The sequence below is a fragment of the Priestia sp. TRN 1309 genome (assembly GCF_050846875.1).
GTDB classification, from domain to species: Bacteria; Bacillota; Bacilli; order Bacillales; family Bacillaceae_H; genus Priestia; species Priestia zanthoxyli.
In genome coordinates, this window is record NZ_JBOZGM010000003.1 from 30,024 (window position 1) to 46,134 (window position 16,111).

The 16,111-nt window shown below is 39.1% G+C and carries 14 protein-coding genes; 3 read left to right on the plus strand and 11 right to left on the minus strand.

Translation table 11 applies throughout. The features are described from left to right. Positions 1 to 25: 25 nt before the first annotated feature. The 6 genes from ctaG to cyoE all read right to left on the minus strand — a co-directional run bounded on the left by ctaG (position 26) and on the right by cyoE (position 6,010). Positions 26 to 964, minus strand: coding sequence for a cytochrome c oxidase assembly factor CtaG (ctaG, locus tag ACRPLQ_RS12460; protein WP_047751379.1), 939 nt, complete (start codon positions 962 to 964; stop codon positions 26 to 28). A gap of 57 nt (positions 965 to 1,021) precedes the next feature. Further along, positions 1,022 to 1,354: a cytochrome c oxidase subunit IVB gene (gene ctaF / locus ACRPLQ_RS12465; RefSeq protein WP_014460982.1), complete on the minus strand. Its 333-nt coding sequence runs from the start codon at positions 1,352 to 1,354 to the stop codon at positions 1,022 to 1,024. 4 nt (positions 1,355 to 1,358) lie between these two features. Then, complete coding sequence (gene ctaE, locus ACRPLQ_RS12470) at positions 1,359 to 1,979, minus strand: cytochrome c oxidase subunit III (RefSeq protein WP_013056081.1); 621 nt, start codon at positions 1,977 to 1,979, stop codon at positions 1,359 to 1,361. Next, complete coding sequence (gene ctaD, locus ACRPLQ_RS12475) at positions 1,979 to 3,844, minus strand: cytochrome c oxidase subunit I (protein ID WP_432236034.1); 1,866 nt, start codon at positions 3,842 to 3,844, stop codon at positions 1,979 to 1,981. The genes ctaE and ctaD overlap by 1 nt, the downstream gene beginning before the upstream one ends. Positions 3,845 to 3,878: 34 nt before the next feature. Next, positions 3,879 to 4,934 (minus strand): cytochrome c oxidase subunit II, encoded by a 1,056-nt coding sequence (gene coxB / locus ACRPLQ_RS12480; RefSeq protein ID WP_028414096.1) that lies wholly within the window; start codon positions 4,932 to 4,934, stop codon positions 3,879 to 3,881. A gap of 137 nt (positions 4,935 to 5,071) precedes the next feature. Beyond that, positions 5,072 to 6,010, minus strand: coding sequence for a heme o synthase (cyoE, locus tag ACRPLQ_RS12485; protein ID WP_432236035.1), 939 nt, complete (start codon positions 6,008 to 6,010; stop codon positions 5,072 to 5,074). A gap of 504 nt (positions 6,011 to 6,514) precedes the next feature. Between cyoE and ACRPLQ_RS12490 the strand changes: the two genes are divergently transcribed. Next, the gene (locus ACRPLQ_RS12490; protein ID WP_028414098.1) at positions 6,515 to 7,417 is read left to right on the plus strand and encodes a COX15/CtaA family protein; all 903 of its coding nucleotides are present in this window, start codon (positions 6,515 to 6,517) and stop codon (positions 7,415 to 7,417) included. Positions 7,418 to 7,456: 39 nt separating this feature from the next. Here ACRPLQ_RS12490 and pyc read toward each other — a convergent pair whose 3' ends face one another. The 3 genes from pyc to ACRPLQ_RS12505 all read right to left on the minus strand — a co-directional run bounded on the left by pyc (position 7,457) and on the right by ACRPLQ_RS12505 (position 12,640). After that, on the minus strand, positions 7,457 to 10,906 hold the full coding sequence (gene pyc, locus ACRPLQ_RS12495) for a pyruvate carboxylase (protein ID WP_033578413.1): 3,450 nt from the start codon (positions 10,904 to 10,906) through the stop codon (positions 7,457 to 7,459). A 133-nt stretch (positions 10,907 to 11,039) separates the two neighbouring features. Beyond that, complete coding sequence (locus ACRPLQ_RS12500) at positions 11,040 to 12,230, minus strand: FtsW/RodA/SpoVE family cell cycle protein (protein ID WP_014460986.1); 1,191 nt, start codon at positions 12,228 to 12,230, stop codon at positions 11,040 to 11,042. Positions 12,231 to 12,373: 143 nt separating this feature from the next. Beyond that, positions 12,374 to 12,640 (minus strand): YlaN family protein, encoded by a 267-nt coding sequence (locus tag ACRPLQ_RS12505; protein WP_370506486.1) that lies wholly within the window; start codon positions 12,638 to 12,640, stop codon positions 12,374 to 12,376. A 281-nt stretch (positions 12,641 to 12,921) separates the two neighbouring features. Between ACRPLQ_RS12505 and ACRPLQ_RS12510 the strand changes: the two genes are divergently transcribed. Next, the gene (locus tag ACRPLQ_RS12510) at positions 12,922 to 13,422 is read left to right on the plus strand and encodes a hypothetical protein (RefSeq protein WP_014460988.1); all 501 of its coding nucleotides are present in this window, start codon (positions 12,922 to 12,924) and stop codon (positions 13,420 to 13,422) included. 39 nt (positions 13,423 to 13,461) lie between these two features. Here the strand turns inward: ACRPLQ_RS12510 and ACRPLQ_RS12515 are convergent, their stop codons facing one another. Continuing rightward, positions 13,462 to 14,790: a PhoH family protein gene (locus ACRPLQ_RS12515; protein ID WP_013056072.1), complete on the minus strand. Its 1,329-nt coding sequence runs from the start codon at positions 14,788 to 14,790 to the stop codon at positions 13,462 to 13,464. Positions 14,791 to 15,006: 216 nt separating this feature from the next. Here ACRPLQ_RS12515 and ACRPLQ_RS12520 point away from each other — a divergent pair, with 216 nt between their 5' ends. Then, complete coding sequence (locus ACRPLQ_RS12520; RefSeq protein ID WP_013056071.1) at positions 15,007 to 15,606, plus strand: YhcN/YlaJ family sporulation lipoprotein; 600 nt, start codon at positions 15,007 to 15,009, stop codon at positions 15,604 to 15,606. 26 nt (positions 15,607 to 15,632) lie between these two features. On the opposite strand, the gene ACRPLQ_RS12525 is transcribed toward ACRPLQ_RS12520, so the two are convergent. After that, positions 15,633 to 16,088, minus strand: coding sequence for a pyridoxamine 5'-phosphate oxidase family protein (locus ACRPLQ_RS12525; protein WP_028414102.1), 456 nt, complete (start codon positions 16,086 to 16,088; stop codon positions 15,633 to 15,635). Positions 16,089 to 16,111 lie beyond the last annotated feature (23 nt).

Below are 16,111 nucleotides of genomic sequence, written 5' to 3' on the forward strand. Positions count from 1 at the left end.
GCGCAGTAATCAGACTGCGCTTTTTTTAATTCAAAGGAGGAGTAGACGGAAATTCCTTTGGTTTTATATCTTGAGATTCAGTAAAATCAGGCATGTACGTATCTTTCTCTCGTTCTTTTCGAGCCCACTGAAAAAAAATAAAGCCTAAAACCGTTCCATACACGATTTCTTGAATGATCTTCATAATAACGCCGCCTAGCTGCTGGTCTTCCACGGGTGGCAGCGTATTAAACATCTCAGGAGCAAGCTGCCCTAAACTTGCAATCATAGAAGGCGGTACACAAAGGGAAAGAGCTTGTACCCAAGCGCTTGAGTCTGTATACGTCGCATACAAAGAATGGTTTGCAAAAATAATCAGCGCGCACGCTGGAGTAAGAAGTACGCCATCTGCAAAAATGTATCCAAGCTTTTTTAAAGAACTTAGCGTTTGTTCTTCTTCTAGCTGATTAATGAGTGGCCACCACATACAAAATGCAGCGATAAATAATACAACACTCACGATTCCGTGAAGCGTCATATCCGTTTTAATAACATCAAAAAGCAGCGGAATATGATACAAAGAAAATAACCCATTGAATAATAGTAAAGCAATTAAGGGCTTTGTAAAAAATTTAAAAACAGGTTTAACCCCTCTTACATAAATAACAGAACGAGCTAACCACGGTGGAATTCCTAAAATAAAAAGCGGGGGAATCACCAAGTAAACAATTGCCATTTGCGTCATATGAGCACTAAACATAAAGTGCCCTAGTAAATCTACAGGTCCTCCTTTACATATATACAAAAGAACCATGCTGATAACAAAATACGCTTTTGTTTTTCTGTCTACGGCCGCCGCTCCTATAAAATTCCCTCTCCATCTACCAACGATGAAAAAATATAAGACGGTCACCAGACAAATGGTTAAAAAATAGTAAGGGCTCCAAAGTGCTTCAAAACCAAACATCTGCAAATTGTTAATCAACGTCTATTCCTCCTTCTACAGATGATGAAAAGGACTGGCGCATGCCAGCCCTTTTCTTTACCACCAAATAATGGTTACAAAAGCTAAAATGGTTAAAAGAGCTACCAATACGCCTGAATACAAGAAAAATGCTGGTATGGTATGTCCTTTGTGGTTCATATGCATGAAATAATAAAGTTGAAAGATGACTTGAACAACCGCCAAGAGCACAATCACCGGCATAATGTACCATCCGCTAAACTCTTGATAAACCGCAAAAAAAGCAATTAGTGTTAAAAACAACATCATTGCAAAAGAGATAACTTGCATCTTCATATCTTCTGCGTTTCTTTTTTTACGATATTCTAAATTGAGCCTTGGGTTATCTGAGTTTGATTGATTTGTCGTCATCAGCTTATCCCACCATTCCCATTAAATATACAACCGTGAAAATAAAGACCCACACAACATCGATAAAGTGCCAGTATAAACTTGCGACATAATATTTAGGAGCGTTATATAAGTTTAGCCCCCGCTTCGCATTTCGAATCATCAAAGAACCAATCCAAAGCAGTCCGAACGTTACGTGAGCTCCGTGTGTCCCAACCAGCGCGTAGAAAGAAGAACCAAATGCGCTGCTTGTAAACGTATGCCCTTCATGAACATAATGCCTGAACTCATAGATTTCTAGCCCTAAAAACGCTAAACCTAAAAGCCACGTAACGCCTAACCATAGCTGCATCTTTTTAAACTCAAAATTTTTCATATGATACATAGCATATACGCTTGTTAGTGAACTTGTTAATAAAATCATGGTTGCTGCAAAAACAAGCTTAATATCAAACAATTCTTCCGGCTTAGGTCCTGACATCGTTGAATTGCGCAAAGCTAAATAAGTAGCAAAAAGTGAAGCAAACAAAACCGTCTCCCCGCCTAAAAAGAGCCAAAAGCCGGTGAATTTATTTTTCCCTTCAAGCGTTGCTTTTTCAGGCGAAGCAGGGAAAGTTTCAGCGGTTAGCTTTTGTTCAGTCTCCATTACATCTTCGCCTCCTTGTCATCATCAACTAAGTCTTCTTTATGAATATGAAAGCCGTGATCATCAATCCATGAACGGAAGAACATCGATAAAAACATGACGATCATTCCGATAATCCCTACAACATCTCCCCACGCATGATCATTTCGATACAAAAAGCCAATCCCTGCAATAAACATCCCAAGCGATATCATAAATGGAATAAACGATGAGTTTGGCATATGAATATCACCAAGAGGTTCGGCTGGCGTCATTTCTTTATTTCCTGCCATTTTTTCAATCCAATATGCATCTAACCCGCGTACAAGCGGCGTTTGTTTAAAGTTATACTCTGGTGGCGGAGATGAAATAGCCCATTCTAATGTACGTCCGTCTCCCCAAGGATCTCCTCCTACCTTTTGTCCTTTGGCAGTGGTTTTTATAATGTTAACAAGTAAAATGAGCGTAGCAACCGCCATGAAAGCAGCTCCTGATGAACTGATTGCATTCCCAAGGTCGAGACCTTGATTAGGCAAGAACGTCCATACGCGGCGAGGCATCCCCATTAGACCTAAGAAATGCTGAATAAAGAACGTTAAGTGGAAACCAATCAAAAAGAGCCAGAACGTTGCTTTGCTTAACTTTTCATCTAACATCTTGCCAAACATTTTTGGCCACCAGTATGTGACACCTGCTAATATAGCGTATACGACACCGCCTACGATAACGTAATGGAAGTGAGCAACGATAAAATAAGAATCTTGAAATTGATAATCTGCAGGTGCTACAGCTGCCATAACTCCTGTTACTCCCCCGATAACAAATGACGGAATAAAGGCGACAGCGTAAAGCATTGGAGACGTAAACTCAATACTTCCTCCCCAAAGCGTAAACAGCCAATTGAAAATTTTAATTCCAGTTGGAACGGCGATGGCCATCGTAGCGACAGCAAAAATGGCATTTGCAATCGGACCAAGTCCGGTTGTAAACATGTGGTGAGCCCACACCATGAACCCTAAAAATCCGATTAATACGGTAGCAAAAACCATCGACGAGTATCCGAATAATCTCTTTCTTGAAAAAGTAGGTAAAATTTCCGAGAAAACACCAAACGCTGGAAGAATTAAAATATATACTTCCGGATGACCGAATATCCAGAAAAGATGTTCCCAGATAATCGTATTTCCACCCATTGTGGCGTCAAAAAAGTTTCCACCGAACAAGCGGTCAAAAATCATTAAAAACAATCCAACCGTCAGTGCTGGAAACGCAAACAAAATAAGAGCTGATGCAACAAACGTCGTCCACGTAAACAGCGGCATACGCATATAAGTCATACCTGGCGCCCTCATGTTAATGATTGTTACGAGAAAGTTGATACCTGAAATCAATGTCCCGGCTCCGGAAATCTGCAAACCTATCGCATAAAAATCAATTCCGTGACCAGGCGATGCAATAGACAGCGAAGCATATGATGTCCAACCTGCATCAGGTGCTCCTCCTAAAAACCAGCTTAGATTTAAAAAGAGTCCCCCAAAGGCAAACAACCAAAAACCTAACAAATTTAAAAATGGAAATGCTACATCTCGAGCTCCGATTTGCAGCGGAACAACTGCATTCATCATAGCAAAAAGAAGCGGCATGGCAGCTAAGAAAATCATCGTTGTTCCATGCATTGTTAAAATTTCATTATACGTTCCTGCACTAACAAAGTCATTGCTTGGTATAGCCAGCTGAATACGTATAAATAGCGCTTCCACTCCTCCGACTAGAAAAAAGATACCGCCGGCAATTAAATAAAGAATGGCGATTTTTTTATGATCAACGGTTGTCATAAAGTCCCAAATTATTCCACCTACACCCTTCTTTTGACTGAGTGTACTCATCGCTAAACCTCCCCTTTTAAAAACGACTGGACGTTTATTTTTCTTTTAAACTCATTAAATAGTCTGCTAGCTCATTTACTTGTTCATCAGTTAAGTCAGGATATGTACCACTCATCTTATTACCCGGCTTAACTTTCTCAGGGTTTTTTAACCATTTTTTGATATTTTCCTTGTTGTGAGGAAGCACTCCAGCTACACGCTCACGTTCAGAAAAACCGGCTAAGTTTGGTGCTTGACGAGCTTGCTCCGGACGATTGTCTTTGACATCAACAGCATGGCATCCGATACAGCTTTCATTAAAGACCTCTTGACCCGCTTTTGCGGATGCTGTTTCTACATCAGGCTTTGCCTTTTTCAAATCTTTTGCCCACGTATCAAATTCATTGCTTGATACAGCCCGTACTTTAAAGTCCATAAGAGAATGAGATGGACCGCAAAGCTCAGCACATTTTCCGTAGAAAACCCCGTTAGCTTCCTTCGATTTTTTAGAATCAAACACTAGCCAGAATTTATTATCATTTTCTGTGTTAGCATCGAGCTTTCCTCCAACTGAAGGAATCCAGAATGAGTGCTTGACGTCAGAAGCTTTAATATTAAAGTAGACTTTTTTATCCGTTGGAACAACTAGATCTTGGGATGTAATAATTTTTTGATTAGGATACTCAAATTCCCACCAGTACAAGTTAGCACGCACATTTACTACGACAGCATCTTTGTCCTTCATTCCTTTTACGTCCGCTAGCTTAAATGTTGAGATGACCGTTGGAACAGTCAAAATAATGAGCAGCAAGATAGGAATCACTGTCCATATAATTTCTAACTTTCTGCTTCCTTCCACTTGCTTTGGAATCACGTTTTCTTCGCCTTTACGACGGCGAAAGCGCAGAATAACAAATATAAAGATAATGGTGACCACAATAATAACTAAAACCATGATGGCTGTACTAAGAAGCATAAGCGAATATTGTTCTTCAGCTACCTCACCTGCAGGCTTAAGTGTTGACAAAAACGGTTTTCCACAGGCCGATAACACGAATGCAAGCAGCGTAAATAACGACAAAACACGAAAGTTCAATCGCCATTTTTTCATACCATTCCCCAACCTCTCTTTCATTGACGTGATTTCATCTATGCCCTCTTGAGCATAAAACTTATTCCTTCTATAATGAATTCTACATGTAGAAGAAATCCCCCTTGTGCAGCGTCGCATTCAGTGAAAGATTTTATCTAGGCAAAAAGCGTTGCGACAATCATTGAGACAAATAAAATAGTTAAATAGTTTAGTGAGTAGACAAACATCATGCTAGCCCACTTTGTGTCTTCTTGTTTATTGTATTGAGCAAATCCTAAAAATAGCCATCCTATGTTTAAAACAGTGGCCAAAATTAGAAATGGAATGCCTAATTCGTATAAATAAAGAGGTAATGGCAACAAACAAGCAATCCAAATGAGAATCTGTCGTTTTGTAAGCTCAAAACCATGTACAACAGGCAACATAGGGATTCCCGCTGCTCGATATTCTTCACATCTTCGCATAGCAAGAGCTAGAAAATGAGGCGGCTGCCAAATAAACATGATTAAAAATAATACCCAAGCCACTACGTGTAAATTGGGATCGATAGCGGCCCATCCAATTAATGGCGGGACAGCGCCTGATATACTTCCGATTACTGTATTAATTGTGTATAGTCTTTTGGACCACATGGTGTAAAGAACTACATATGTAAGTATTCCTGCTAATCCGATGAGAGCGGCTATGGAAGAAACAACTAGTAGCATAAGCAAGCCGGTTAACGTCAAACCGATTCCAATCCCAAGGACCGTCAAAGGTGTAAAACTTCCTGTCACTGTAGGTCGTCCCTTTGTTCGTTCCATTAGAGGGTCAATGTCACGATCTATGTAATTGTTCAAACTGCATGAACCGGCGATGATAAGTGAAGAACCTATTAAAGTAAAAAATGCTTTATCCAGGTTTTCTAAGAAGTGTTGTTCGTTGAAGAAAAGAGCTAGCCAAAAACCAGTAAAGGTGGTGATGAAATTTGAGTTGACTATTCCGATTTTAATCGCAGCTAAAAAATCTGACCAAATGGAACTATTTTCGCTTACATGAGCTGTGTTAGGCGATGCAGAAAGCGTTGAATCTTCCACCATTTTTGAATCTTCCATGGCGCTTCCTCCTTTACTCATCCACAGACTTTTATCTAGTAAATAAAGAGTCTATAAATGAAGGCGTTTTCAACATATTTTTACAAAAATCTCCTCTTTGTTCACAAAGAAGTCATATTCCTCTCACCGAAACTACTTAAAAGCTTCACATGTAAACGATAAAATAGTAGAGAATTATCTATTTCTCATGTTTATTAAACCATATTTTGCCGTTACTTTGTGAAGAATTCATGAAAAAAATATGGATTTTTTTTGTCATGAGCTAAATGCATGTCCCTGTCACTTGTTAAAAGATATTTCTGCAAGTAAAATAGTTTTCTGTACGGTACCTTTTACATATCTGCAGAGTCAAACTCATGAACAAACCTTACACTTTCTACCATTATAACAAATTCAATCAAGTTTATGGAGAATAAATGAAATTTATGTTTAATATACAAAAAGATTAGAATAAAATGTTTAGCTCGTTATATTACTTACTTTGCTTTTAGGATGGTGATTATTGTGCGACTTGGATTAAAGTTTTTATCCGTTGTGACGAGCATAGCCATGTTACTTATTCTACTTGGCGGTGCTCTTGTTACGAAAACTGGTTCAGCAGACGGGTGCGGAGATTCTTGGCCTCTGTGTAACGGACAGCTCATTCCCGACCCTTTAACATTTGAAACCGTTGTTGAATTAAGCCACCGCTTAGTTTCTGGCGTGTCGGGCTTTCTTGTACTCGCTTTATGCGTATGGGCGTGGATTTCACTAGGACATATAAAAGAAGTTAGACCTTTAGCGTTTATCTCTTTTTTCTTCCTAGTACTGCAAGCATTAATTGGGGCCGCTGCCGTTATGTGGGGGCAATCAGATGCGGTGCTTGCTCTTCATTTTGGTATTTCCCTTATTTCGTTTGCTTCTGTGCTGCTGTTAACACTTATCATCTTTGAAGTGGATCAAAAGCTCGACACAGCTAACATGCAGCTAGGCTCTAAAATGAAAAAACATATTTACGGGGTTATCTTATACACATATGCCGTTGTGTACACGGGCGCGCTTGTTCGCCATAAAGAAGCTAGCTTAGCCTGTCCAGACGTTCCATTTTGTTCAAACGGAAACGGTTGGCTACCCGTTGATTTGAATCAGTGGATTCAAATGGGACATCGATCCGCTGCTGTTTTAACGTTTGTATGGATTTTAGCTGCCTTTATCCATGCAGTTAAATATTATCGTCATCAAAAAAATATTTTTTACGGATGGTTAGCTGCTCTCATTCTAGTTATTTTTCAGGCGGTTTCCGGTATGCTTGTTGTTGTCACACGTCTGCAGCTAGAGCTCGCGCTTGCTCATTCTTTAATTATCTCTTTCCTATTCGGTGTATTAAGCTACTTGACCTTACTTGCAACGCGTCATACACATAATTAATTAAAAAAGGTACGAGCTCTGAGCTCGTACCTTTTTTGATTAGCTTTCTAATTCAATTAATAAATCTCCCGGCTGGATGCCATCTCCATTCGATACGTGTACTTGTTTAATCACGCCGTCAAATGGTGCTTGCACGGTTGTTTCCATTTTCATTGCTTCTGTGATCATTAAGTGATCACCTTTTGAGACTTTATCGCCTTTTTCTACTACTACTCGAATAACGGTTCCAGGCATTGAAGCGCCAATGTGGGCCGGATTTCCTTGGTCGGCTTTTTGTTTTGCCGTAACGGTTGTTTTGACACTTTCGTCTTTAATCACGACTTCACGAGGCTGACCGTTTAATTCAAAGTATACTGTTCGCGTACCGTCTGCCTGCGGTTCTCCAATGGATACAAGGCGAACGATTAAGGTTTTTCCTTTTTCAATCTCAATTTCAGCCTCTTCTCCTAAACGCATGCCGTATAGGAAAGTCGGTGTATCAAGAACAGAGATGTCTCCGTATTGTTCGACTGCTTTGTGATAATCCATAAATACTTTTGGATACAGTGCATAAGCAATGGCGTCAAAACTCGTCACTTGACGATTTAAGTCTTTAAATAGCTTTTCTTTCACTGCATCGAAGTCCACATCTTCTAACAGTTCTCCAGGACGAACTGTAATAGGTTTTCTGCCTTTTAGAATGATGCGCTGAAGCTCTTTAGGGAATCCCCCGTGAGGCTGTCCTAAATACCCTTCAAACAATTCAATAACGGAATCCGGGAAGTCAAGCGTTTCACCGCGCTCAAACAGCGTTTCTTCTGTCAAATTGTTTTGAACCATAAACAATGCCATGTCTCCAACTACTTTTGATGATGGCGTAACTTTTACAATATCACCAAATAACAAATTCACGCGTGAATACATATCTTTTACTTCATCCCAGCGGTTTCCTAAACCAACTGCTTTTGCTTGTTGCTGTAAGTTGCTATATTGACCGCCTGGCATTTCATGCTCGTACACTTCCGTATGAGGAGCATTCATCCCGCTTTCGAAGTCTTGGTAATATTTTCGCACGTCTTCCCAATAGTAAGAAAGCTCTTCTAGATTTTTAATATCCAGATTTGGTCTGCGGTCCGCACCTTCTAATGCGTAATAAAGAGAGTTAGCGCTCGGCTGAGACGTTAAGCCTGCCATTGAGCTTACGGCTACGTCTACAATGTCTACACCTGCTTCAATTGCTTTTGCGTACGTGTATACACCGTTTCCGCTTGTATCATGCGTATGAAGGTGAATTGGAATATCAACCGTTTCTTTTAGAGCCGATACTAAATCATAAGCTGCCTGTGGTTTTAAAAGACCCGCCATATCTTTAATGCCCAGGATATGTGCTCCAGACTGCTCAAGCTCTTTTGCTAAGTTCTTGTAGTAATCCAAATCATACTTACGGCGCGTCGGATCTAAAATATCACCTGTATAACACATCGCTGCTTCTGCAATCTTCCCTGTTTGACGAACGGAGTCAATTGCAAGAGTCATTCCTTGCACCCAGTTTAAGCTGTCAAAGATACGGAAAACATCAATACCTGCATAAGCTGATTTTTCAACAAATTCCTTGATTACATTATCAGGGTAGTTTTTATATCCAACCGCATTTGACGCGCGAAGAAGCATTTGGAAAAGAACGTTTGGCGCTTGTTGACGTAAAGTAAGCAAGCGATCCCACGGATCTTCTTTTAAGAATCGATAAGCGACATCAAACGTTGCTCCTCCCCACATTTCCATAGAAAATAAATCCGGAAGCAAGCGTGCAGTTGGGTTAGCTACTTGTTTTAAGTCGTTTGTACGAATACGCGTTGCTAAAAGAGACTGATGGCCATCACGGAAAGTTGTATCCGTTAATAGCACTTCCTTGCGTTCTTTCACCCAATTTACTAGCCCTTCAGCGCCTTTTTCATCTAAAATCTGCTTTGTTCCGTTTGGAATTGGTTGTTTTATATCGACATTAGGAACACGCGGTTTCGTAAAGATTGGCTTTTTCTTTTCCGATACACCCGGGAATCCGTTTACCGTAACATTCCCAATGTATGTAAGCATTTTAGTTCCGCGGTCTTTTCGCTTAGGGAAGACGAAAAGTTCAGGCGTTGTATCAATAAAGGATGTATCATAAGCGCCTGTTAAGAACTTATCATGCTTTACTACATTTTCAAGAAATGGAATATTGGTTTTAATTCCACGAATACGAAACTCTTTTAAGTTCCGTACCATTTTTGATGCGGCTTGATCGAATGTTAAGGCCCATGTTGTTACTTTTACTAACAGTGAATCATAATACGGCGTAATGACAGCACCTTGGAAGCTGTTTCCCGTATCTAAACGTACGCCAAAACCGCCGCCAGAACGATAAGCCATAATCTTACCCGTATCCGGCATAAAGTTATTTAACGGGTCTTCTGTCGTTACACGAGATTGAATTGCATATCCATGTACGTGAATTTGGTCTTGTGCAGGAATAGACACTTCCTTGCTGTGAAGTGCGTAGCCGTCCGCAATTAAAATTTGCGATTGAACGATATCAATACCTGTAATCATTTCAGTAATTGTGTGCTCTACTTGAACACGTGGATTTACTTCAATAAAATAAAAATCGTTTCCTGATACTAAAAATTCTACTGTACCAGCATTTATGTACTGCACTTTTTCCATCAGCTGCACAGCTGCTTCACAAATGCGGAGACGTAAGTCTTCATCTATAGAAACACTTGGTGCTACTTCTACTACTTTTTGGTGACGACGCTGCACTGAACAGTCGCGTTCGTAAAGGTGCACAACATTTCCTTGTTCATCACCTAAAATTTGCACTTCAATATGTTTTGGATTTTCAACTAGTTTCTCGACGTATACTTCATCATTACCAAAAGCCGCTTTTGCTTCTGATTTGGCACGATCATAAGATTCATTCAGGCTGTCTGCATCGCGAACGATACGCATGCCTCGACCGCCTCCGCCCAAAGCTGCTTTGATCATTAGAGGATATCCATGCTGATTAGCAAATTCTTTTGCTTCGTCAATTGAATCAATAGGACCATCTGTACCAGGAATAACGGGAATATCTGCTTGAATAGCCTGATGACGTGCTTTTACTTTATCGCCAAACATATCAAGATGCTTGGATTTTGGGCCAATGAAAATAATGCCTTCTTCTTCGCAACGTTTTGCAAATTGGATATTTTCTGACAAAAAACCATAGCCAGGGTGAATAGCATCTACATCATGAGACTTAGCAATGTCGATGATGCCTTCTATATCTAAATAAGCATCAATCGGCTTTTTCTCCGCTCCTACTAAATAGGCTTCATCCGCTTTGTAACGGTGATAAGAACCTGCGTCTTCCTTCGAATAAATTGCAACAGTCCGAATATTCAGTTCAGTACATGCTCGAAATACACGAATCGCAATTTCTCCTCGGTTTGCTACTAATACTTTTTTGATTTTTTTAGTTACAAAACTCATGTTGCTAATCTCCTCTCAATTTCGTATAAACTTCAATATATAGCAAAATTGGATAAAAGAAAAGCAAAAATCAATGGAAAATAATAAAATTCCAATAAATTTTTGCTTTTTTTACACAATTTTTTTACGAAAATCAATCACTTGTTGTTGATGTATTGTTCGGATGTAGCACAATATTTTCCGTATTTTTCTGTTTTTTATTTTGATAATTTACGAAAAACGAAATATTTACAATAATTCCCATAGATACCATCAGCGTTAGTAGCGAAGACCCTCCGTAACTGATAAACGGAAGCGTGACGCCGGTAATCGGAATGAGTCCCGTAAGCCCTCCAAGGTTAATGCCTGTTTGAATACCTATCATACTGGCTACTCCAATACAAATCATGCTAGCAAACGGATCCTGAGATTTTTTAGCCAGCATTAAAATCCTGAAAATTAAGAAGCCTAAAAGGCCCAGCACGAGCATAACTCCAAAGAATCCTAATTCTTCTGCAATAATGGCCATAATGAAATCGGTATGGGGCTCAGGAAGATAACCATACTTTTGTACACTTTCTCCTAAACCAAGGCCTTTTAAGCCTCCTGTACCTATTGCTAAATATGAATTAACCAGCTGATAACCGGTTCCTTGAGCATTAGCAAACGGATCTGACGCACCGGTAAAACGGCCGATTCGATTGGCAGTAAACTGACCTGTAAAAAAACCAATCGTAATAATGACCGTAAGCAAAATAATACCTAGTGCTAGCATGCGGAAAAAGGTTTTTTTAGAGATTCCCGAACATAGCATAATGGTAACGGCAATCGCAAAAATAATTGATCCCGTTCCAAGGTCAGGCTGAATCGCTACAAAACCTAATATTAGAAATACAAGACCCATAGGTCCAAAAAAAGCTTTTTTGATGTTGTCAATATACTCTTGCCTTTTAGACAAAACATACGATAAGTATAAAATGACAACAAGCTTGGCATACTCAGCCGGCTGCATGTTTGCTCCGCCAAGCTGCAGCCAACTTTGCGCATTGTTACTCGTATGCCCCATTACAAACACAAGCAAAAGCAGTACAAAAATGCCCAGAATCGCATAAGGCAGTATTTTAGGATACAGCTTGTAAGGTGTTAGCATTGTTAAAATGAACAATACAAGCGTAAAAGCAAGCCACATTTTTTGTCTGTTGTAAAAGAAATCACTTGACGTATGATATCTTGTAATACTTACAATCATACTTGAACTGTAAACCATAACTAGTCCAACCGCACAAAGAAGCAGCACTGGAATTACAATTGAATAGTCAAAATGCCTAAATATTTTTTTTACCATAACCCTCTTCCTTTAAAAATGACGTGTTTCTGTTTCGTTTCATTTTTTATGTACAAATTTGAGTAAATTAGGAAATTTCAACCACCTGTAATAAAAAACTCAAACTACGTTTGTATATAGTTTGAGTTTCGATCGCGTGATTTTTATTTTTTTGTAAACGCTTCATGCAGTGCAGAAAGTTCACGCTCGAGGCGGTCTAGCAATGTTTTTCCAACACGTTCATCAATTAAACCAAGACGAACTGCAAAATCAATTTCTCTTGATAAACCAAACATTTGTGTATCTAAAACCTCTTCATAAAGAGGACATTGTGGCATTGTTAAGTTATCCATTTGAACTTGAATTAATTGCAAAATCTTATCTGCATCAGCTTTTAACAACGCATACGCTTTTTCACGATGATCTATCATTGTCTCAGGCGTCAAACTCAATCCCTCCGTTCGCGAGCGATTACCTAATCTATCTCTCAATTTTAAAGGCTATGCTCCAAAAAAGCAAGGATAAACATGTCCGTGAGGCTGGCCGTCTTTTTTATACTGTTACTTTCTCAAAACCATTACCATAGATGTAGGAAATTTCGCACTTTCGTTGACTCTTACATTATATCATACGAGAATCACTCTCAACTAAATTTTTTCATCAAAGTGACAAATAAGGAGAAAGCGCTTATACTTTTAGCAAGGGGGCATTTATGATGAATTCAATTATTATGTTAAAAGGAAAAGTAAAATATACGCTGACACTCGACCCAAGCGTGTGGATTTTCGATGACCGCAAGCTCGATATGGACGTTTTCTTTGAACATCCACCGGAGCAAAAAGACGAGACAGAAGCGTACACAAAGGCTGTTTCTAAGCATTGGGACCGTGAAATTCAAGAAGGAGCCGTCTTTCCTCCTACGTTAAAAACCGAAAAGAAATTCAAAAAACAGGAGCTAGTAAATGGAACATTTGGGATTTTATTTGCACCTTTTCTAGCAAACGCTTCACCTACTGAAGACGCTACCAACGTTTCATTTAAAACAAAAGACGCGCTGATTTCTTTTTCATTAGAAGAAGCGCAAAAACTAATCTTTGGTTTCAGCCAAGACGGAAAGCCTCTTAGAGAAGACGGGCCTATCTATGTCTATTTACCGGATGGATCTAACCGAAATAACCCTATTAAATATGTGGAAGAAATCATCGTTACATAATAAAAAAAGGTGGGGTTCCAAAAGGAACCCCACTTTTTTTTAAAGAATATCAGCTGCTAATTGTGCTAGCCCGGAGCGCTCTCCTTTGATTAACCGAACGTGGCCCGATACTTTTTGCTCTTTAAACTTTTCAACTACGTACGTTAATCCGTTGTTATACTCATCTAAATAAGGATGATCAATTTGAGCCGGATCTCCCATAAGCACAATTTTACTCTTTTCCCCTACCCTTGTTAAAATTGTTTTAATTTCATGCTTCGTTAAATTTTGTGCTTCATCAATAATAATAAACTGTTCCGGAATGCTTCGGCCTCTTATATACGTCAAGGCTTCCACTTCTATTGAACTCAGACCCGCTAGAATCGCATCCAGTTCTCCAGGTTTTTTAGTGTTGAATAAGTACTCTAGGTTATCATAAATTGGTTGCATCCATGGACGAAGCTTCTCCTGCTTTTCTCCTGGCAAGAATCCAATATCTTTCCCTAAAGGAACAATTGGACGAGCTACAAGCAGCTTTTTAAAACACCCTAGATCTTCCGTCTGCATAAGTCCTGAAGCTAAAGCAAGCAGCGTTTTCCCCGTACCTGCCTTTCCAATTAACGTGACCAGTTGAACGTCGTCTCTAAGAAGAAGTTCTAACGCCATAATTTGCTGAACATTTCGAGGTTTAATTCCCCATATATGATCATATTCAAATAAAAGTTTTTTTACTTTCGTTGTTGTTTGATCGACAATGCCGATGGCTGATCCGGATCCTCCAAATGCATCTTTCATCACTAAGAATTGATTTGCAAAAAAGGAGTGGTTTGCAATTTGAGACGTTAGCAGCTCTCCTTTTTCGTAAAATTGACTCAGCAGTTCTTTTGCAATATAGACTTCTGAAAAGCCTGTATAAATACTATTGAATTCCACTACTCGATCACTTAAAAAATCTTCTGCTCTTAAACCGATTGCGTCAGCCTTCACACGTACCAACACATCTTTACTCACTAGTATCACTTCACGTCCATCTTCTTTTGTTTCCTCTTCAAGGGATAAATTTTTAGCAACAGCTAAAATTCGATTATCATTTGTTTTTTCTACAAAGATTTCTTGAAGCTGTTGAAAAGAGCGATGATTGAGTTCAATTCGCAAATGGCCCCCATTTTCTAACGGGATTTTCTCATATAACTTTCCATGTTGTCTCAAGTTATCAATGAGTTTGGATACCTGCCTTGCATTTCGTCCGACTTCATCCATATTTCTTTTTTTCGAATCAACTTCTTCTAGTACAACGGCTGGAATCACTACTTCGTTATCATCAAATGAAAAAATTGAATGCGGATCTTGTAATAAAACATTCGTATCTAATACATAAATTTTTCCCAATAATTCAGCCTCCTACTCCGATTGTTTTTCCTGTAAGGAGTGAAACAAGGCACCCATCCATTTATATACTATGTAACGCACATGTGTGAAGTGACCTTAAATGGACGGACCATTTTCTTTAAATATATGAACACGTGTATAAAGATAGAAGAACTATTAGAAACTAAATACAAATTACTACAAAAAATGAGTCATTCATAAGGAGGAGTCTCCCACATGAACAAATTTTTTCTATCCATTAGCTTATGTTTTATTACACTAACCGGCTGCAACAATAATCAAGCAGACGTTGAAGAAGGGCAAAAGACAGATCGAATTGTACAGGTCAAAAATTCATCTCCTGAACGCTCTCACAAGCGTACTGCTAATGAAATATCAGCGCATTTAGTTGAACTGGCTTCAAGCGTTCCGAATGTAAATGATGCTACTGCCATTGTGCTCGGCAAGTATGCAATCGTAGGCATTGACGTCGGCAAAGATATTGATCGTTCAGAAGTAAGTTCAATCAAATATACAGTTGCCGAAGGTCTGAAAGCTGATCCGTACGGCGCTAACTCTGTTGTTATTGCAGATCCTGATACGGTCGCTCGGCTAAAACAAATTGGAAATGAAATTCGCAAAGGTCGGCCGGTTACAGGATTTTTAGATGAATTAGCAGCCATTGTAAACCGAGTGATGCCTGAATTTGCAGAAGAAATCCGCCGAAATCCTAGTTCAACAGATACAAACAATCAAAAATTAAATAATAAACAAGAGCAAAATTTAAAGAATGAGCAGGAAAAACAATCTAATAATCATCTTCAAAAAAATGAATAAGAAAGTCGCTTAGCGGCAGGCTGCTGCTAAGCTTTTTTTATCGCTTCAATTACTTGCTTATCGAGTTTAGCGGCTGCTACTGGATCATAGGTCTTTTCATATGAAGGGTTTACTGAAATCTTAGAGCCATAGAACATGACATCTCTTACTTCATTAATATCTAGTTCAATTAGTGTCAGCTTTAAAGCTACTCCTTCTAACTTTTCCTGCACTACCTCAGCTATTCCGCTGATTGAGTAGCATGATTCATTAGCAAGAATATTTACCACTGCTTTATTCGTATGTTTAATGTTTTCTACAATCCTCGATTTGACATCTACGGCAAATCGAATTTTTTGTTTAGTCGGAGCTACTAACCACGAAATGGCACTAACATTTGGAGCGTTTGTTTCAAAATCAATAGTTGAAATGGTTGCAAATCTCTCTGTCTGTAGCTCATCGTATAATGCATCTACTAATTGAGTCTCGACTTCGTTGGCCATTTTCATCCCTCCTACTGTTTATG